Genomic DNA, 18,851 nt, shown 5'->3' on the forward strand with positions numbered 1-18,851 from the left:
GCCGGGGAGGTTGCCGGTAGCAAGGGGGGGACAGACAACCCCCGCCGCCTCTGTGTCCGTACGGCGTCTGTGTCCGGCCCTGTACGGCGTCCGTGTCCGGCGGCTCGACGCGGCCGGCCGCCCCGGCACCGGACCGGCGGGTGTCAGTAGCGCAGGACCGCGGCGATCCTGTCGTGCGCGGCGAGGGTGCCGTCCGGGAGGAACACCACGTCGGCGCCGCCGTCCAGCGCCGTCTCCACCAGTTCGTCGACGATGTCGTCACGTACGTCGTTGCGGCCGCCGTTGCCGTTCGCGGCCCGGCTCGCGGGCGTGGCCGTGAGCGCGTCCCCGACCGGGACGAGATGGCCGTCGCAGACCCTGACCGTACGGCGGTAGTGCTCTTCGAGCGCGACCAGGTCGGCGCGCTTCTCCCGTACCGACTCCCAGACCTCGTCGAGCCCGGCGGCGAAGGTGCGCCGCCCCTTGGCCTCGTCCAGCCGGTTCAGTACGTCGTCCTTCTCGCGGCGCGCGTACTCCTCGACGACGGGCCGGAGTTCCTTCAGCAGCACCGGCGCGGGCCCGTCCGCCAGACCGCCCTTGACCAGCCTGCCGGCCGCCGGACGGGTGGCGCTCCCCGCCTCGTCCAGCAGGGCCAGCGCGGGGGCGAGACCCACCAGATAGAACGGCCTGGGCCGGCGCGCCAGGACCGCGCCCATCGTGTCGTCCACGGACCGCAGGAACTTACGGGTCTCCTCGTCGCTGAAGGTGCTCGGCGTGTCGCCGATCCGCTCCTCGCGCTCGACGTCCCAGCTCTCCTCGGGCGGCGCCATCGGGAATCCGTTCCCGCGGTGCTCGCGCAGCGACTCGCCGGCCCCGCTCCACAGCGTGGCGCGGTCGGCCGCGACCCCCAGCACCCAGTACGGCCGTGACTGAGCGGTGGCGGCCACCAGATTCCGGGTGAGATAGCTGTCGCTGAGGACGACCCGCTCGGGCACTTCACGGGCCAGGTACCAGATCCGGTGCTCCTGGCCGTCCGCGAGAATCAGCAGCCCGTCGAGGGCGCGGCGCAGATCGACCTCGGTGAGGGCCCGGCCGAGCTGCGCCCTGAGCGCGGTGCGGGCCCGCTTGTCCACCTCCGGGTCGGCCTCCAGCCGGTGCGCCGCCTCGGTGAGCAGATTGCGCAGCCGTACCGCGTCCTGTTCATGACGGGGATCGCGCCGGTGCGTGGGCATCGTCAGGGACACCGCCGGATAGGGGCGCGGGCGCCGCAGCTCCCGCAGGACGTCGGGCGTCAGACCGTTGTTGTCCATGCTGTCCCTTCGCTCGGTCGGAGGCCGGGCGGCGGGCGGACAGCCGTACGGGCCCCCTCGTCTCCCTCCATCGTGCGGGATTCCGTCCGGTTTCGCGCGAGGTGCGGCAGTGACGATCCTGTGCCGATCACGCGTCCGTACCGGGCCGGTCGGTTCGGGTGGGGCCCAGGGCCCCGTCCGCTGCCACACCGGACGGGGCCCTGGAGTTCTCGCCCTGAGGCCGGTCTCCTGGGAGACCTCCTAGGAACCGAAGACGTACGTCCGGCCCGCGGTGGCCCGGAAGGTCCGCTCCCCGCCCGGCAGCACGGTGCTGCGCAGGGTCAGCTCACCCGTACGGCTCGCGCGCAGCACGACCCTGGTGGCCTTGCCGCCCGACCACTCGATGTCGAGCGTCGCCCCGCCGCGCGCCCGCAGGCCCGTCACCCGTCCCTCGGGCCAGGAGGCGGGCACGGCGGGCAGCACCTCGATCGGTCCGTGCTGGCTCTGCACCAGCATTTCCGCGATCCCGGACGTGGCACCGAAGTTGCCGTCGATCTGGAACGGCGGATGGGTGTCCCAGAGGTTGGGCAGGGTGGAGCTCTTGAGCTGCTCGGAGAGCATCTTGTGGGCGTGGTCGCCGTCCAGCAGCCGTGCCCAGAAGTTGATCTTCCAGGCCTTGCTCCAGCCTGTGCCGCCGTCGCCGCGCGCGGTCAGCGAGACCTTCGCGGCCTCCGCCCAGGCCGTGCCCGCCTCGATCTGGCGGCCCGGGTGCAGGGCGTACAGGTGCGAGACATGGCGGTGGTCGTCGGTCCGGCTGTCCAGATCGGTCTTCCACTCCTGGAGCTGGCCCCAGGAGCCGACGCGCAGTCCGGGGTCGAGATCGGCGAGGGCGGTCTCCAGCCGACGGCGGAAGTCCGCGCTGTCGCCGAGGGTCCGCGCGGCCTCCAGGGTGTTGGTGAACAGGTCGAAGACGATCTGCTGCGACATCGCCGCGCCGACAGTGAAGTCACCGTGCTCGGGCGAGTAGCTGGGGGTGACCACCAGCTTTCCGTCACGCGGGTCGGTCCGGAGATTGGCCAGCCAGAACTCGGTGGCCTCCTTCATCACCGGGTAGGCGGTGGAGCGCAGATAGGCGGTGGAGCCATTGAAGCGGTAGTGGTCGTAGAGCTGCTGGGTGAGCCAGGCGGCGGCCTCGGGGAACCAGAAGGAGGTCGCCCAGTTGTGCACCCCGGTGAAGCCGTACGGGTTGGTCTCGTTCTGGACGACCCAGCCGGTCGAGCCGAAGATCTCCCGCGCGCTCACCCGGCCGGGCGCCCGCATCGATTCGACATAGCGGTCGTAGGGGGCGGTGGTCTCGGCGAGGTTGGTGACCTCGGCGAGCCAGTAGTTCATCTGGAGATTGATATTGACGTGATAGTCCGCCGACCAGGGCGGGTTGGTGACGTTGTTCCAGACGCCCTGGAGGTTCGCGGGCAGCGACCCGGCGCGCGAGGAGGCGATGAGGAGATAGCGGCCGTACTGGAAGAAGAGCGCTTCGAGCGCGCGGTCGGCGGCGGTGGCGCCCCCGGTGTATCCGGCCAGGAGCTGGTCGGTGGGCAGGTCCGGGAGCTGCTGGCCGATGTCGAGCGAGACCCGGTCGAAGAGCGCGCGGTGGTCACGGACATGGTCGGCGCGCAGGGCGTTGTACGAGCGGCGGGCGGCGGCGTCGACGGCCTTGGTGACGGCTCCGTGCGGGTCGGTGCCCCGGTACTGCGGATACGTGTCGGCGTAGTCGGTGCCCGCGGCGAGCACGAACCAGGCGCTGTTGGCGCCGCTGACCGTGAGGGTGCCGTCCGGGCCCGCGGTGACCCTGCCGCCCTCGGCGCGTACCCGGATCTGGGCCTCGAACCGCAGCCCGTTGTCCTGGAGCGTGCCACGGATGGTCAGCCGGTCGCCGCTGGCGGTCGCCGTGTAGTCGTCGCGCGGTGAGGTGTAGCGGAGGATGAAGCCGGTCTTCCCCGGCCGGTCGGCGGAGAACCGGCCCGCGATCACCTGGCCCGGGTAGGAGGCGAAGAACTCCCGGGTGTGGGTGGCCCCTTCATGGGTGTACGAGACGGCAGCGAGGGCCGAGCCGATGTCGAGGGAGCGGCGGTACGAGCTGTCGGGCGCCGTCGGCGCGCCGGGCACGTCCAGTTGCAGCTCGCCGAGGACCTGATAGGCGCCGAAACCGTGCTTGGGCTGGCCGAGTTCGGCGGCAACGGTCTCCGGGGTGAGCTTGCCCTCGGTGTCGAGACGCTGCTGTACGGAGGCGAGGGCGCCGGGCCGGGGCGTGGTCCAGTTGCCGTGGTCGTATCCGCCGGAGGCTCCGGGGCCACCGGTCCACAGCGACTTCTCATTGAGGGTGAGCCGCTCGGTCGCCAGCGTCCCGAAGACGCTCGCGCCGAGCGCGCCGCTGCCGATGGGCAGCGACTCGCGCTCCCAGTCGGCGGCGGGCTTTTGATACCAGAGAGTAAATTCATCGGAGGTGTCATGACCCCCCGCGAGGGCAGGCACGGCCGGGACTCCCAGCGTCAAGGCGCCGGTAACCCCTAGTGCGGACTTGATCGTGGTTCTGCGGCTGATCCCAGGCGTCATGGCCCGGACGTTAAAGGTCCGATGACAGAATTGGCAATACGCAAGACAAATTCAGTTCACAGGCAGCACGAACAGGGCCGCGCCGACCCCCTGTTCGGAGGCGGCGCGGCCCTGGATCCGTCGGTGCGTACGCTCAGCGCGTGAGCCGGTCCGCCGGCGCGGGAGCCGGTCCGCTCAGCCCTGCTGGAACAGCTCCGCGGGCAGCGGCTTCAGCAGCGCGTACAGATCGTCCGTGATCGGCCGGTCCCAGCTCGCGATGGTGACCAGGACATGGTCGCTGCGGTCGAACTGCACACAGGAGATCCGGCTCTCGGAGAGCTTGAGGCGGCGGACGATCAGCAGATTGTCCCCCTGCATCACCGGGATGTCCTCGCTGCCGACGACCTCGACCGGCTCCTCGTTCTCCAGTGCCAGCAGAAGCTGCGCCACCTCGAACGGGATCTGTCCGTCCACCAGCTCGCGCGCCGGTGACCCCTCGGGCAGATTTCCGATGATCATCGCGGGGCCCCGGCCGCCGAAGAGGTCGTACCGGAGGAAGACACCCTGACAACTGCCGTCGGGGGCGGGCAGCAGACCGGCGCCCAGGTTTCCGGGCCAGTCACCCGGGTCCATGGCCAGGACATCGAAGTCCGGGCCGGCGGGTGTGGCGGCGCTGCGGCGGCGGAGGAAGGACATCCCACTATGGTACGGGTTCGCGCCACTTCCCCGGAGCCGGGTGGATCCTCTTCCAGGGGACCGGGAGCGGTTCGGCGGAAGCCGCTTTCCATGCGTCGGTGCTGGTGGGACGGATGGTGCGAGTGATACGGAGGTGGCGGCCCCGAGCGGGCGCCGACGGTCGCATCCGGCCGTCAGCCATGGGCGAACACGCCCGTCCATACGCCGGGAACGTACGCCGGATCCACCGCACCCGGCTCAATCACCGCCGTACGGAGGCGAGTCGGGTGCGGGAAGCCCGGAAGTCCACCAGGGGCCCTGCTCAGGTGAGGTCGAACTCCCCCTCACGCGCGTTGATCACAAAGGCCCGCCACTCGGCCGGGCTGAAGATCAGCGACGGGCTCTCCGGGCGCCCGCTGTTGCGCATCGCGATAAAGCCCTCCACGAAGGCGATCTGGACGTCACCCGTGCCCCGGCTGCTCGACTGCCATTCCGCGTTGCTCAGATCGAGTTCCGGCTTGTCCCAGCCCGAAAGCGGCTTCTGGGTGGTGGTGCTGTCGGCCACGTCCTGCTCCTCCCGCTGCGTCGTCCGCTGTCAGCCTATCGACCGGCGACGGTCCCCGACAGGCCACGACCGACGGTCCCTCTTCTCCCTTGCGCGGGCGAGGAGTTGGGCCCGGCCGGGTCACGGGCTGATGGCGAGAAAGACGAACGCGGCGAAGATGCCCAGGTGAACGCCGCCTTGCAGCAAAGTGGCCCGGCCGGGTGCGACGGTCAGCGCGCCCACCACCACGGTCAGCGCGAGCAGCACCATATGGGTCGAGTTCAGGCCGAGGACGAGCGGTCCGCTGAGCCAGACGGTGGCGAGCGCGATGGCCGGGATCGTCAGCCCGATACTCGCCATCGCGGAGCCGAGCGCCAGATTGAGGCTCGTCTGCACCCGGTCGCGGCGGGCTGCGCGTACCGCGGCGAGGGTCTCGGGCAGCAGCACCAGCAGGGCGATCACCACACCGACCACCGCCTGCGGCAGCCCGGCCGACTCCACTCCCGACTCGATGGTGGGTGACACCGCCTTGGCGTCGCCGACGACGGCGACCAGCGACACGATGAGCAGCGCAGGGCTGAGCAGCACCGCATAGCGCCCGGCCGGCGGGGCGTGCCGCTCCTCCTCCCGTACCTCGCCCTCCTGGGTGACGGGCAGGAAGGAGTCGCGGTGACGCACCGTCTGTACGGCGACGAACAGCCCGTACAGAATCAGTGAGGCGGCCGCGGCGAAGCCGAGCTGCGCCGGGGAGAACTGCTGCGCCGGCTTGCTGGTGGTGAAGGTGGGGAGCACCAGGGTGAGCGTGGCCAGTGTGGCGACGGTGGCCAGGGCGGCGCCGGTGCCCTCGGGATTGAACACGGCGACCCGGCTGCGCACCGCCCCGACCAGCAGACAGAGGCCGAGGATGCCATTGCAGGTGATCATGACGGCGGCGAAGACGGTGTCCCGGGCGAGCGTGGCCGCCTTGTCGCCGCCGCCCGTCATCAGGGTGACAATGAGCGCGACCTCGATGACGGTCACCGCCACGGCCAGGACGAGCGAGCCGAAGGGCTCCCCCACCCGGTGGGCGACGACCTCGGCGTGGTGCACGGCCGCGAGGACCGCGCCCGCGAGACAGAGGGCGACCAGGGCGACCGCGAAGCCGGGCAGCGAGCGCCCCCAGCTCAGTACCAGGGCGATCAGCGCGAGCAGCGGCACCACCAGGGTCCACTGCGACACCAGGGATCTGATGGGGTCGCTCCTCGTCATGCGGCTCACGTCGGCTCACGCTTCCAGAGGTGGAGGGGGTACGCGCGGCGGGCTGCGCCGGACGGCTTCCGCGGGCCGCTTGCGGTGATGCGGCGTCAGTTCCGCCGTGGTATCGAGGCCGCACGGGGCAGGAGGGTTGACACTGCCCGGACCCCGCAAGAAAGTTTCAGCATTCGATCGCGATCCCGAAAGATACTTTCAAGGGAGGGCCCTCTGATGGCGCAGGACGGTTCGGGCGACGGTACGGACGGCGGCGCGGGCGACGGGATCAGCAGGCGCAGGCTGAGCGGTGGGGTGCTGGCCCTGGGCGGGGCGTTCGCGCTGGCGCCGGTCCCGTTCGCCGACGGCACGGCCCGCGCGGCGACGGCCGGACCGGGCGGCGGGGGCCCGGGCGCCGGGACCGGCGGGCGCCCGGGTCAGGGGCCCGGCTCCGGGCGGCGGACCCTGCGGCGCGGCTCGGCCGAGCGGGCCGGGCTGCTCCCCCGTGAGCTGGAGCGGCTGGTCAGCGATGCGGCGGCCTTCCTCGGCCCCTCCCCCGTCCGCCCCTGGTACGCGGGCGCCGTGCTGCTCGCCGGCCGGGGCGGCACGGTCGCCCTGCACCACCCGATCGGCAAGGCCGTGCGCTATGCGGCATACGACGAGAAGACCGGCGAGGGAGTCGAATTCCCGGACGGGCAGCAGATCGCGATGGCCGAGGACACGGTCTTCGACCTGGCCTCCGTCTCCAAGCTGTTCACCTCGATCCTCGCCGTCCAGCGGATCGAGCGGGGCGCGCTGGAACTGGAGGAGCGGGTCACGGCGTACCTCCCGGAGTTCGGGCGGGCAGGCAAAGAGGACATCACGGTGCGTCAGTTGCTGACACACACCTCCGGCTTCCGCGCCTGGGTCCCCCTCTATACGGCGCCGACCTACGAGGGCAAGCTCGAACTGCTGTGGAACGAGGCGCCGGTCAGCCCGCCCGGTACGGCGTATCTCTACTCGGACCTCAATCTGATCTCCCTCCAGCTCATTCTGGAGCGGATCAGCGGACAGCCGCTGGACGCACTGCTCCGGAACGAGATCACCGCTCCGCTCGGGATGCACCGCACTCGCTACAACCCGCCCGCCTCCTGGAAGCCGAAGATCGCCGCCACCGAGGACGCCCGGCGGCCCTGGTCCGGGCTCGACCGGGGACTGGTGTGGGGCGAGGTGCACGACGAGAACGCGTACAGCCTCGGCGGGGTCGCGGGCCACGCCGGAGTCTTCTCCTGCGCCTGGGACCTGGCGGTCCTGGCCAGGATGCTTCTCAACGGCGGCGCCTACGGCCGGGCGAGGATCCTGCGCCCCGAGTCGGTGGAGCTGATGTTCACCGACTTCAACACGGACTTCCCCGGCGATGCCCACGGCCTGGGCTTCGAGCTGTACCAGCACTGGTACATGGGCGCGATGGCCACCCCGAGCACCGCGGGCCACACCGGATTCACCGGCACCAGTCTGGTCCTCGACCCGACGACCGACTCGTTCCTCGTCGTCCTCGGCAACTCCGTCCATCCCGTGCGGAGCTGGCGCTCCGGCAGCGCGCCCCGGGTCGCGACCGCCGACCGGATGGCCCGGGCCGTCGCGGTCCGGCCGGAGCGTGGCCGTACCGCCTGGTTCTCCGGTATGGCCGGTGCCACCACGGCCACGCTCACCCTGCCCCCGCTCACCCCGGAGTCCGGGGACGCGCGGCTGCGCTGCTCCCTGTGGTGGGACACCGAACCCGGCTCGGACGCGCTGTTCCTGGAGGCGTCGGCGGACGGCGGCGCGAGCTGGCGTGCGGTGCCCTTCACCACCGTACGGAAGGGAGAGCAGCCGCAGGACCACCCCGCGGGCTCGGCGACCGGCTGGTCGGGACGGGTCTGGCACCGGCTGACCGCGGATCTCGCGGAGTGGCGCGGTACGGAGGTACGGCTGCGCTGGCGCTACACCACGGACCGGCTGTACGTCGGGCGGGGCGCGTATGTGGACGCCCTGCGGATCGAGGACGGCGGGCGTACGGTCTTCGACGAGGCGCGGCAGGAGGACAGGGCCCGTATCGGGACGGCGGGCTGGACGGCCTCCGAGGACTGACCCCGGAAGCCTTCTGTACTCACCGCCCGAGAGCCGCCATCGCCGCGTTGTGGCCGGGCACCCCGCTCACCCCGCCGCCCCGGACGGCGCCCGCCCCGCACAGCAGCACATTGGCGTGCGCCGTCTCCACGCCCCAGCGCCCGGTCCCCTCGGCGGCGTACGGGAAGGAGAGGTCGCGGTGGAAGATATGGCCGCCGGGCAGCCGCAGTTCGCGTTCGAGGTCGAGCGGGGTCTTCGCCTCGATACAGGGGCGGCCGTCCGCGTCCACCGCCAGACAGTCGGCGATCGGCTCGGCCAGCCGCTGGTCGAGCTGGGCGAGGGTCGCGGCGAGCAGCTCCGCCCGTACGGACTCGTTGTCCGCGGCGAACAGCCGGGCCGGGGTGTGCAGTCCGAACAGGGTGAGCGTCTGGTACCCCTGCCCCGCCAGTTCCGGCCCGAGGATCGAGGGGTCGGTGAGGGAGTGGCAGTAGATCTCGGACGGCGGGGCGCTCGGCGGCCGGCCGGCGGCGGCCTCCCGGTACGCCGTCGCCAACTGCCCGTACCCCTCGGCGATATGGAAGGTCCCGGCGAAGGCCTCGCGCGGATCGACGGACCGGTCGCGCAGCCGGGGCAGTCTGCGCAGCAGCATATTGACCTTGAGCTGGGCGCCTTCGGCGGGAGCGGGCGGCTCCTCGCCGAGGAGCGTGGCGAGGGCCTGGGGCGACGCGTTCACCAGCACCTGACGCGCCGTCACCGTGCCTTCGGTGTCCCCCACTTGGAAGGTGACCTCGGCGTTCCCGCCGTCGGTGTCGATCCGGGTCGCCTCGTGTCCGGTGACGATCTCAGCGCCCGCCGACCGGGCGGCGTCGGCCAGCGCGTCGGTGAGGGCGCCCATCCCGCCGACCGGGACGTCCCAGTCGCCGGTGCCGCCGCCGATCACGTGGTAGAGGAAACAGCGGTTCTGTACGAGTGAGGGGTCGTGGGCGTCGGCGAAGGTGCCGATCAGGGCGTCGGTCAGCACCACGCCCCGGACCAGATCGTGCCGGAACCGCTCCTCGACCGCGACCCCGATGGGCTCCTCGAAGAGCGCGCGCCAGGCGGTCTCGTCGTCGATCCGCTCGCGCAGCGCCTCGCGCGTGGGCAGCGGTTCGGTGAGGGTCGGGAAGACCCGCTCGGCGACCCGCCCGGTCATCGCATAGAACTCCCGCCAGGCCGCGTACTCCCGCTCACCGCCGGTCAGCGCGGCGAACGAGGCGTGGGTACGGCCCTCGCCGACCAGCAGTCCGCCGTCGCCCAGCGGGGTGTACGAGGAGACGGTCCGCTTGCGCACGGTGAAGCGCAGCCCCAGCTCCCGGACGATCTTCTGCGGCAGCAGGGACACCAGATACGAGTACCGGGAGAGCCTGGCGTCCATCCCCGCGAAGGGCCGGCTGGAGACGGCCGCGCCACCGGTGGTGCCGAGCCGCTCCAGTACGAGGACGGAGCGCCCGACGCGGGCGAGATAGGCGGCGGCGACCAGGCCGTTGTGGCCGCCACCGACGATGACGGCGTCGTACGAGACATGTGCGGGCATGGCTCTTGGTAACACGAGCCTGATCGCGGGGCCAGGGGTACGGGGGCGCGGGGTCGGGGCCGCGGAGTGCGGGGCCGGGCCGGCTCGGGGACACCGCCGGGGCACGGCGACGACGACCGTACGGCCGTGCCTTCGCCGGGCGGGGTACGGGGAGCCGGTCCTCACCGGCCCGTACCGGTCCATCCGGTCCCGCGCGGCCCGTGGGCGCCGGACGCGTGCCGTACCGGACCCGGTATCTCAGCCGCCCCTGGTGCTCTGTTGGCGCAGCGCCGCCACCTGGCGGTACAGCTCCACCGCCTCCGCTCCCCTGCCGAGCTGCTCCAGGCAGTGCGCCTCGTCGTTGCGGCTGGCCAGGGCGTCCGGGTGGGCCGGGCCCAGTACGCGGTCGCGGGTCGCGGCGACCTGGCGGTAGACGGCGAGGGCCTCGCCCCAGCGGGCCAGCCAGCCGAGCCCGACCGCGATCTCCCGGCGGCTGACCAGCGTGTCGGGATGGTCGGGGCCGAGCACCCGCTCGCGCAGCGCGCAGACCTCGCGGGACTCCGCGAGCGCCTCCTCCCAGCGGGCCAGCCTGCCCAGATTGACCCCGTAGCCGTGCCGGGCGCGCAGGGTCTCCGGATGCTGCGGGCCGTGGACACGGATACGGTCCGCGACGAGCGCCCGGTACAGCTCCAGCGCCTCCGCGCTGCGGCCGAGCCGGCCCAGCCCGATCCCCACCTCGTAGCGCGCGGCGAGGGTGTCGGGATGGTCGGGGCCGAGCGCGCGGGCGCGGGCCGCGGCGACCTCGTGGTACGCGCCCAGCGCCTCCGGCCAGCGGCCCAGCAGCCCGAGCGTGTACGCCACTTCGTACCGGGTGACCAGGGTGTCGGGATGGCCCGCGCCGATCACCCGGGCGCGGGCTTCGGCGACCTCGCGGGCCAGCCGGTACGCGTCTTCGAGCCGGCCGAGCCTGCTGAGGTTGTACGCCAGGTTGTGGCGGCAGCGCAGCGTGTCCGGGTGGTCGGGGCCCATCGTGCGCTCGCGGGAGGCGAGCACCGCCGTGAACACCTCATGCGCCTCGAAGTGCCGGCCGAGCTGCCCGAGGACGTACGCCATCTCCTGGCGCGCGGTGAGTGTGTCGGGGTGGTCGGGGCCGAGGGCGCGTTCGCGGCCCTCCACGACCCGTGCGAATTCCCGCAGCGCGTCGGCCGTACGGCCGGTCCTGCTGAGCGTGAACCCGACTTCGTACCGGCTCCGCAGGGTGTCCGGATGGTCCGGGCCGAGGGCGTGCTCGCGCTCGGCCGCCACCGCGCGGTGCACCTCGCCCGCCTCCTCCCAGCGGCCCAGCCGGCCCAGGCTCAGCCCGGCGTTGTGCCTGCTGGCGAGGACGGCGAGCTGCTCGGGCGACGGGGTGGGCCGCGCCGGGCGCGGATAGGGGGTGCCGGTGGCCAGACGGGGGTCGACGGGGGCGGTCCACTCGCCGGTCAGGCCCGCGGTGTGGTCGGGCGGGGTCTGCCGGAGGAGGGACATCCCGGTCGCCTTGTGCCCGGTGGTCATCCCCCGCGTCCAGGGCGGCAGCCGGGGGCCGTCAGGCGGCGGCCCCGGGCGCGCGGCCGGACCGGTGTGCGGCACGGAGTAGGGGTACGGGCCGGTCCCGGGTCCCGGACCGGATACGGGGAGGGCCGAGCGCGCGCCGGTGATCCTGCGCCGCAGATCCGCCGCGTCGGCGGGCCGCTCCTCGGGCACCTTGGCCAGCAGATCGAGCACGATCCGGTCCAGGAAGCCGGGCAGCTCCGCGCGGTGGCCGCTGGGCGGTTCGGGGACGGTGTCCCGGTGCCCGACCAGCACCGCCCAGGCGTCGTCCAGGTCGAACGGCGGGGAGCCGGTGGCGATCTCGTACAGCACGCACCCCAGCGAGTAGAGATCGCTGCGGTGGTCGACATGGCCGCCGCCGATCTGCTCGGGCGACATGTAGTGCGGGGTGCCCATGGCGATGCCCGTACCGGTGAGCCGGGAGGTGAAGCCGATGTCGTGGCCGAGGCGCGCGATGCCGAAGTCGCAGATCTTCACCGTGCCGTCGGTGAGCCGCATGATGTTGGCGGGCTTCAAGTCGCGGTGGATGATGCCCTGTTGATGGGTGTACGCGAGGGCGTCCGCGATTTGCTCAGCAATGTCGACGATATCGGGCACCGGGAGCGGCCGTTGTTCGTTGTCCTCAAGGAGTTGGCTCAGGTTGCGGCCTTCCAGCAGTTCCATGACCAGGTAGAGGACACCTTCGTACTCTCCGAAGTCATGGACGACCGTCACCCCGCGGTGCTGGAGGGCCGCGGCTACTCGCGCCTCGCGGCGGAACCGCTCCCGCATGATCCGGGTGAACGACGAGTCCTGCTGGGGGCCCAGCGGCTTGAGGCACTTGACGGCGACCCGCCGGCCGAGCGACTCGTCGCGCGCCCGCCACACCTCGCCCATCCCCCCGCGCCCGATCTGTTCGAGCAGCCGGTAGCGGCCCTGGATCAGCCTGGTGTCCGCCATCGCGTGCTGTCGCCCCCGTCACCTCGCTGCGCCCTCCCCGGCCCGTCCAGTATGGCCGCCCCGCCCGGGAGTGTGTACGGGCTGGGACGGGTGTCGGCCCCGAGCCGGGCCATTGCCCGCAGAATGTGCCGGGGCGGGAGCTGCCAGCGCACCCGCGCGGGGATGCGGCGCAGCAGGCTCCCGGCCGTGGTGAGCCGCCTGCTGACGGTCTCCGGTGCTGCGGCCGGTCTGCCGTACAGCGCGTGGGCGAAGGGCGGCAGGGCCTGGTACGCGAGCGAGGCCACCTGCCGCCAGAGCAGTTCGCGCGCCGGGGCGAGCAGCGGATGGACCGGCGGCCTGCGGAGAAAGGCGTCGACGTCCCGGGCCTCGGGTCCGCAGTCCAGTTCGGGAAGCACCCGGGCGAAGTAGTCGGCCAGTCCGGTGGTGGTGGCGGGGACCAGGGCCGGGTCGAGGCCGACCAGCCGGGCGCCCACGCGGTGTTCCGCCACATAGCGGTCGGCCTGCGCGTCGGTGAGGGGGATGCCGGAGCGGCGCAGGACCTGGAGGTACGAGTCGACCTCGGCGCAGTGCACCCAGAGCAGCAGGGCGGGCTCGTCGACGCCGTACCGCTCACCGGTCGCCGGGTCGGTGGCCTTGAGATGCCGGTGGATGCGGCGGACCCGGGCGCCGGCCCGCTCGGCGGCCTCGGTGGTGCCGTAGCTGATGGTGCCGACGAAGTGGGCGGTACGGCGCAGCCGGCCCCAGGCGTCGTTCCTGAAGTCGCTGTTCTGCGTGACACCGCGCATGGCGCGGGGGTGGAGCGCCTGGAGATAGAGGGCGCGGATCCCGGCGATCCACATCATGGGGTCGCTGTGGAGCTGCCAGGTGACGGACCCGGGCCCGAAGAGCCCGGGGTCGCGCTGGCCCGCCGTACCCGGTGCACCGGGGTACGGTCCGGCCTCGCCCGGGAGGTCGGGCCCGCCCCCGGCGGGCCGGTCCTCCTGGCGCTCGCGGTCGACGCGGTCGTCCATGGCTCGTCCCTCCCTGCCGTGCAACCGGCCCCGTACCGCCGCGCCGCCGGGGCGGTACGGCCAGGCTAATGCCGTACGTCGGCGGAGCCGGATCGGGTCCCCGCACAGGACGCGCGGACGCGCGCGCCGCGTAGCACGATGGCTGCATGATGCTGGCACCGCTCGCCCGTGTCTCCCGGGAGGTCGCGCAGACCTCGGCGCGGTCCCGGAAGATCGCCCTGCTGGCCGGAGTGTTCCGTACGGCCGGGCCCGAGGACGTGCCCGTCGTCATCCCGTATCTCGCCGGACGGCTGCCCCAGGGCCGGATCGGCGTGGGCTGGAACGCCCTCAAGAACCCGCCGCCGCCCGCGGACCGCGCCACCCTCACCGTGCACGGCGTCAATGACACCTTCACCGCCCTGGCGGCCGTCGCGGGCCCCGGATCGCAGCGCGAGCGGCGGCGGCTGGTGCAGGAGCTGCTCGCCGCGGCCACCGAGGACGAGCAGCGCTTCCTGATCGGGCTGGTCTCCGGCGAACTGCGGCAGGGCGCGCTGGACGCGCTGGCCGTCGAGGCGCTCGCGGAGACCTCGGGCGCCGCGCCCGCGGTGGTGCGGCGTGCGGTGATGCTGGCGGGCTCGCTCCAGCAGGTCGCGCAACGGCTGCTGGCCGAAGGGCCGCATGTGCTGGAGGAGTTCCTGCTGACGGTGGGCCGCCCCGTACTGCCGATGCTCGCGCAGACCGCCGCCGGTGTCGGCGAGGCGATCGGGCGGCTCGGGGACTGCGCCGTCGAGGAGAAGCTGGACGGCATCCGGGTGCAGGTGCACCGGGAGGGGCCTACGGTCCGGATCTTCACGCGGACGCTCGACGACATCACGGACCGGCTGCCCGAGGTGACGGAGGTGGCGCTCGGGCTGGACGGCGACCGGTTCGTCCTGGACGGGGAGGTCATCGCGCTGGACGAGGACGGCAGACCGCGGCCGTTCCAGGAGATCGCCGGGCGGGTGGGTTCCCGTACCGACGTACGGTCCGCGGCCGTGGCGGTACCCCTCTCGCCCGTCTTCTTCGACGTCCTCGCGGCGGACGGCGAGGATCTGCTCGATCTGCCGGCCGCCGAGCGGCACGCCGCGCTGGTACGGCTCGTACCGGAACCGATGCGGGTACGGCGGCTCGTCGTCTCGGCGGCGTCCGGGACCACGGGCGCGGCGGAGGCCGAGGAGTTCCTGCGGATCACCCTGGACCGGGGGCACGAGGGCGTGGTGGTCAAGGGGCTCGACACCCCGTACAGCGCGGGCCGCAGGGGCGCGGGCTGGCTGAAGGTGAAGCCGGTGCACACCCTGGACCTGGTGGTGCTGGCCGCCGAGTGGGGCCATGGCCGGCGCACCGGCAGGCTCTCCAATCTGCATCTCGGCGCGCGGCGCGAGGACGGCTCGTTCGTGATGCTCGGCAAGACCTTCAAGGGGCTGACGGACGCGATGCTGGAGTGGCAGACCGGGCGCCTCGGGGAGCTGGCGGTACGGGACGACGGCTTCACCGTCACCGTACGGCCCGAGCTGGTGGTCGAGATCGCGTACGACGGGCTCCAGCGGTCGTCCCGCTATCCGGCGGGCGTGACACTGCGCTTCGCCCGGGTGGTCCGCTACCGGGAGGACAAACCGGCGGCGGAGGCGGACACCGTGGGGACGGTACTCGCGGCCCATGGCCGGGGCGCCGAGGAGCGGACCTGAGGCGCCCCGGCCGTGGGGGTGGGGACGGGGAGTGGTCGGTGGTGGTACGGGAGGGGTCCCGGGCCGGCGTCCCTTCCGGCCCGGGACCCGGTGGCTCTACTGGGCCGCGCCGCGCGCCACGACCGACTGCAGCACCGGCTTCAGCCCGTGCCAGTCGGCCGAGATCAGGCTCGCGTTGCGCTGGGCGAGGAGGGCCAGCCGGTCGCGGGCCTGCTGCTCGGTGGGGTTGGTGCCGTCGATGGCCGGCGGCACGTTGTGCGCGTCCGTCATCAGCACGAAGTAGTTGCGCTGCGCGTACCACGAGGTGTCGATGCTGCCGCCCGTGAAGGCCGAGGCGTCACCGTCGAAGAAGACGAACCAGGGGCGGATCGAGGCGTCCGCGTACCGGGTGCGCGGGTCGCCGGCCGCCGCGTTGTGGACGGCGGGGAAGGCGGCCGCCTCGCGCAGCCGGCCCGCCGCCTTGAGGTCGCGCAGGTAGGTGGCGTACTCGCGGTCGGTCCACAGCGTGTCGAACGGGTTCTGCTCCTCGACCGTGCCGGGGATGAGTTCGACGATGAACTTGCCCGCGAGCTGCGCGCGGGTGGGCCAGGCGCCGGCCTGGGCCGCCTGGTCGAGGTCGCTGTGGCCGCCCACCAGGTCGGCGGGGCGGTAGAGCGCGTCACCGAGCTTGCTGGTGAGCAAGGCGTCGAGGGCGGCGGGGCCACGGCCCGCGGTGCCCAGGAAGCCGTCCTTGAGTTCGAGCTTGAGGACGATGGGGCGGTGTCCCGGGTTGGCGTCGTGCCAGACCTTGATGTCGGCGAGGCAGCCGGCCAGATCGCGGTTCTGCGCCTTGTTGCGCAGCTCGCCGACGTTGGTGGCGTTCACGCAGTTGTTGTCATTGCCCAGCGGGTTGCTGTGCGAGACACGCCAGGAGGCGCCGAACACATTGGTCCACAGGTCGAGTTCGAGCATTCCGGCGCCGGAGTCCAGGGCGTCCGCGAAGTAGGGGAAGGTGGCCTTCTCGTACGCGTTGTGGACACCGACCCCTGTGGTGGCGGGGAAGGGGAGTTGGCTGGTGTCGGCGGCACCGGCCGGAGTGGTGACGAAAGCGAGTACGGCCACGGCGCCGGCGGCGATCGTGGTGCGGAGAAGCTTTGCCATATCCCTTGTTCCTCCCGCTGAGCATGTCTTGGGCATGTCAACCGAGAGGGAGCGTAGGGGAATTCAGTGACCAGCGGGAGGATGGAAGTTTCCGTGTGCGCGGGCAATGGGGGGCGGAAAGAAGCGCCCCCTCTCCGCTCGTCGGCGGCGGGGCACGCGGTGTGGTGCGGTGTGTGCGCGGGTGCGTGTGAGTGTGCGGGTGTTGCGGGTTGCGGGTTGCGGGTTGCGGGTTGCGGGTTGCGGGTTGCGGGTTGCGTTACGGAAGCTGTTCCTCGATGGCCGCGCGGCCCCGCTCGGCCAGCCTGCGCCTGGCCCACTCGATGGTCTCCGGGGTGAGATCGCGGCCCGAGGCCAGGGCCAGATCCTCCGGAGTCACCTCGTCACCGGCGGTGTGCAGCAGCCGGTCCGGGGTGATGCCCTCGTGCCCCTCCGGCCGCGCAGCGGACTCTGCGTTCATGCCGCCTCCTTGTTCGTCCGGTGTGTGGCCATTCTCGTTCCCGCCCGCGCCCGCCGCATCCCCGGTGCGCGGTGGACGACGCTACGCACCGGACGCGCCCTAGGGCGCGTCCGGTGTACGGCGGCCCGGGCGGCGGCCCAGCAGTTCCGCCAGGCCGCGCCGGGTGGCCGCCACGACCACCCGGTCCCGGGGGTGCAGCACATAACCGGGGTGCAGATCCCAGACCAGCCCCGCCGGCCGGCGGCCCTCGCGGTCCAGCCGGGTGTCCGCGAGATCGGGCACCCGGTCCGCCGGCTCCGCCGTGTCCAGCGCGATGATCCGCCAGGCGCCCGGCCGGAACACCTCGGCGACCGTACGCCCTTCGAGCCGCGGATGGCCCGCCACATCGATGGCCGCGACCAGCAGCACCTTGCGCTCCACCGGGATGGCGCCCAGGATCTGACGCCCCATCATGGCGATGGCGAAGGCGGGAGCCGCCAGGGTCGACACACTGCGGCTGCGGGTGAGCGCCTCGGGGTGGGCGGCGCGCAGGGTGCGGTAGACGGCGGTCGCGAAGTCGTCGTCGTACACCCGGAGCGCCACCCGCAGGCCGGGCGCGAGGGAGCGCGCGGAGAGCGCGGCTTCGAGGTTGGTGGTGTCCGCGCTGGTCAGGGCGAGCAGGGCGTGCGCCCGCTGGATCTTGGCCTGCTCCAGCACGCCCTCCTGGGTCACATCGCCCAGCACGACCGGCACCCGCAGCCCGCGGGCGAGCGCGATGCCGCGCGCCTCGGGGTCCTCCTCCACACACACCACCGGGATACGGAGTTCCCGCAGCCGGACCAGCACCCGGCTGCCGATCTTGCCCAGGCCGAGCAGCACCACATGCCCGGAGATCCCGCGCGGCGGGCGGCGCAGCGCGGATGCCGTACGGAAGGTGCCGAGGGCTTCCAGCACCGCCGCGATCACCACCGGCAGCAGCAGAAGTCCCGTGGCTCCGGAGAGGAGTTGAAGGATCTGACGGGGTGCCGGCTCGCCCTCGGCGGGGTCGCCTATCGCGAACAGGTCGAGCAGGGTGAGATAGGTCGCGCGCAGCAGATGGACCCCGGTGAAGATCCAGGACGACATGGCCAGGACCAGTACGGCCAGCACGATCCCGGCGAAGGACCAGCGCAGCCGGCGGGAGAACAGCGAGCCCAGCGGCGCCCCGCGCCCGCCGAGCCGGCGCGCCGGCAGATCGGGGCCCGCGTGGGTCACCGCCTCCAGGACCACCATGCCCCGTCCGGTGGCGGCGGCGGCGCTGGCGTCGTCGGGCAGCAGCCGGGGGCCTTCCTGGCCGCTGTTGTCCGAACCCTCCGCGCCCGCCGGGTCGTTGGTGGTGGCCGAGAGCAGGGCGAGGGTGCACAGCCCCGGGTCCGCGACCTCGCCGGGGCCCGGCGGGGTGCGCTCCACGGCCCGGAGCAGCAGTCCGTCGGCCCTGACGACCTTGCTGGTGCCCGCGACGGCGGTGGCGGCGAGCGCGGGCGCCGCGGTGTCGGCGTCCGAGAGGACCGTGGTGGAGGCGTCGAGGGCGGCGGCGTCGATCCCGGGGGTGGCGACGGCGGCGGCCTGGTCGAGCAGGGCCTCCAGATGCTGGCCGAGCTTGCGGTTGTACAGCCGGATGACCAGGCGCAGTTGGGGGTTGAGGCGGCGGGCGGCGAGCGCGGCCCGGATATTGATCTCGTCGTCGTCATGGACGAGGGCGAGCGCCGCGGCTTCCCGTACCCCCGCGTCCACGAGGACGTCCTCGTCGGGTGCCGGCGCCTCGATGACCTGTGGCCCCTCGGTCCGTCCGGCGCCCTCGCCCACGGGCTGGGCCGCTGCCGTACGGTTCACCGCCGCCGACATCCGTCCGATGAGGGCGGAGGCCCTGCCGCGTGCCACGAGCGGGGCGGGCGGAAGGTGGCCGCGGGCCGGCGGGACGACGAGCGTGACCTGCTCGCCGTACACATCGCGCAGCTCGCCCGCGAGCCGCTGGGCCAGGGTGTCGTCGCCGCAGACGATCATATGGCCCGTGGGAAAGCCGAGTTGCGCCTGGTGAGGAAGTGAGG

13 protein-coding genes are annotated in these 18,851 nt (G+C 72.8%); 2 read left to right on the plus strand and 11 right to left on the minus strand.

Annotated elements, in window-relative coordinates:
* Positions 1-143: 143 nt before the first annotated feature.
* The 5 genes from ACFU9P_RS30565 to ACFU9P_RS30585 all read right to left on the minus strand — a co-directional run bounded on the left by ACFU9P_RS30565 (position 144) and on the right by ACFU9P_RS30585 (position 6,327).
* Positions 144-1,289, minus strand: a complete 1,146-nt coding sequence (locus tag ACFU9P_RS30565) for a chemotaxis protein (protein ID WP_384087072.1) — start codon at positions 1,287-1,289, stop codon at positions 144-146.
* A 240-nt stretch (positions 1,290-1,529) separates the two neighbouring features.
* Complete coding sequence (locus ACFU9P_RS30570; RefSeq protein ID WP_384087075.1) at positions 1,530-3,881, minus strand: glycoside hydrolase N-terminal domain-containing protein; 2,352 nt, start codon at positions 3,879-3,881, stop codon at positions 1,530-1,532.
* A 174-nt stretch (positions 3,882-4,055) separates the two neighbouring features.
* Complete coding sequence (locus tag ACFU9P_RS30575) at positions 4,056-4,556, minus strand: hypothetical protein (protein WP_046496399.1); 501 nt, start codon at positions 4,554-4,556, stop codon at positions 4,056-4,058.
* 301 nt (positions 4,557-4,857) lie between these two features.
* Positions 4,858-5,100: a DUF397 domain-containing protein gene (locus ACFU9P_RS30580; RefSeq protein ID WP_046496401.1), complete on the minus strand. Its 243-nt coding sequence runs from the start codon at positions 5,098-5,100 to the stop codon at positions 4,858-4,860.
* A gap of 120 nt (positions 5,101-5,220) precedes the next feature.
* A complete protein-coding gene (locus ACFU9P_RS30585; RefSeq protein WP_384087303.1) occupies positions 5,221-6,327 on the minus strand; it encodes a calcium:proton antiporter in 1,107 nt (368 codons plus the stop codon).
* A gap of 216 nt (positions 6,328-6,543) precedes the next feature.
* On the opposite strand from ACFU9P_RS30585, the gene ACFU9P_RS30590 reads away from it, so the two are divergent.
* On the plus strand, positions 6,544-8,415 hold the full coding sequence (locus ACFU9P_RS30590) for a serine hydrolase (protein ID WP_384087078.1): 1,872 nt from the start codon (positions 6,544-6,546) through the stop codon (positions 8,413-8,415).
* Positions 8,416-8,434: 19 nt separating this feature from the next.
* On the opposite strand, the gene ACFU9P_RS30595 is transcribed toward ACFU9P_RS30590, so the two are convergent.
* The 3 genes from ACFU9P_RS30595 to ACFU9P_RS30605 all read right to left on the minus strand — a co-directional run bounded on the left by ACFU9P_RS30595 (position 8,435) and on the right by ACFU9P_RS30605 (position 13,485).
* Complete coding sequence (locus ACFU9P_RS30595) at positions 8,435-9,967, minus strand: phytoene desaturase family protein (RefSeq protein WP_384087081.1); 1,533 nt, start codon at positions 9,965-9,967, stop codon at positions 8,435-8,437.
* 237 nt (positions 9,968-10,204) lie between these two features.
* A complete protein-coding gene (locus ACFU9P_RS30600; protein ID WP_384087084.1) occupies positions 10,205-12,475 on the minus strand; it encodes a tetratricopeptide repeat protein in 2,271 nt (756 codons plus the stop codon).
* Complete coding sequence (locus tag ACFU9P_RS30605) at positions 12,457-13,485, minus strand: oxygenase MpaB family protein (protein WP_384087086.1); 1,029 nt, start codon at positions 13,483-13,485, stop codon at positions 12,457-12,459. Before ACFU9P_RS30605 ends, ACFU9P_RS30600 begins: the two co-directional genes overlap by 19 nt.
* Before the next feature lie 146 nt (positions 13,486-13,631).
* On the opposite strand from ACFU9P_RS30605, the gene ACFU9P_RS30610 reads away from it, so the two are divergent.
* A complete protein-coding gene (locus ACFU9P_RS30610) occupies positions 13,632-15,188 on the plus strand; it encodes an ATP-dependent DNA ligase (protein ID WP_384087088.1) in 1,557 nt (518 codons plus the stop codon).
* Positions 15,189-15,284: 96 nt separating this feature from the next.
* On the opposite strand, the gene ACFU9P_RS30615 is transcribed toward ACFU9P_RS30610, so the two are convergent.
* From ACFU9P_RS30615 to ACFU9P_RS30625, 3 genes are all read right to left on the minus strand, one after another.
* Positions 15,285-16,328: a phosphatidylinositol-specific phospholipase C domain-containing protein gene (locus tag ACFU9P_RS30615; protein WP_384087091.1), complete on the minus strand. Its 1,044-nt coding sequence runs from the start codon at positions 16,326-16,328 to the stop codon at positions 15,285-15,287.
* Positions 16,329-16,584: 256 nt separating this feature from the next.
* Positions 16,585-16,785 carry a hypothetical protein gene (locus ACFU9P_RS30620; protein ID WP_376372087.1) on the minus strand — a complete coding sequence of 67 codons (201 nt, stop codon included), beginning with the start codon at positions 16,783-16,785 and terminating at the stop codon, positions 16,585-16,587.
* A 99-nt stretch (positions 16,786-16,884) separates the two neighbouring features.
* Positions 16,885-18,807: an NAD-binding protein gene (locus ACFU9P_RS30625; protein ID WP_384087306.1), complete on the minus strand. Its 1,923-nt coding sequence runs from the start codon at positions 18,805-18,807 to the stop codon at positions 16,885-16,887.
* Positions 18,808-18,851: the final 44 nt, after the last annotated feature.

Origin of the sequence: Streptomyces sp. NPDC057617, from assembly GCF_042800555.1 — a bacterium.
GTDB lineage: Bacteria > Actinomycetota > Actinomycetes > Streptomycetales > Streptomycetaceae > Streptomyces.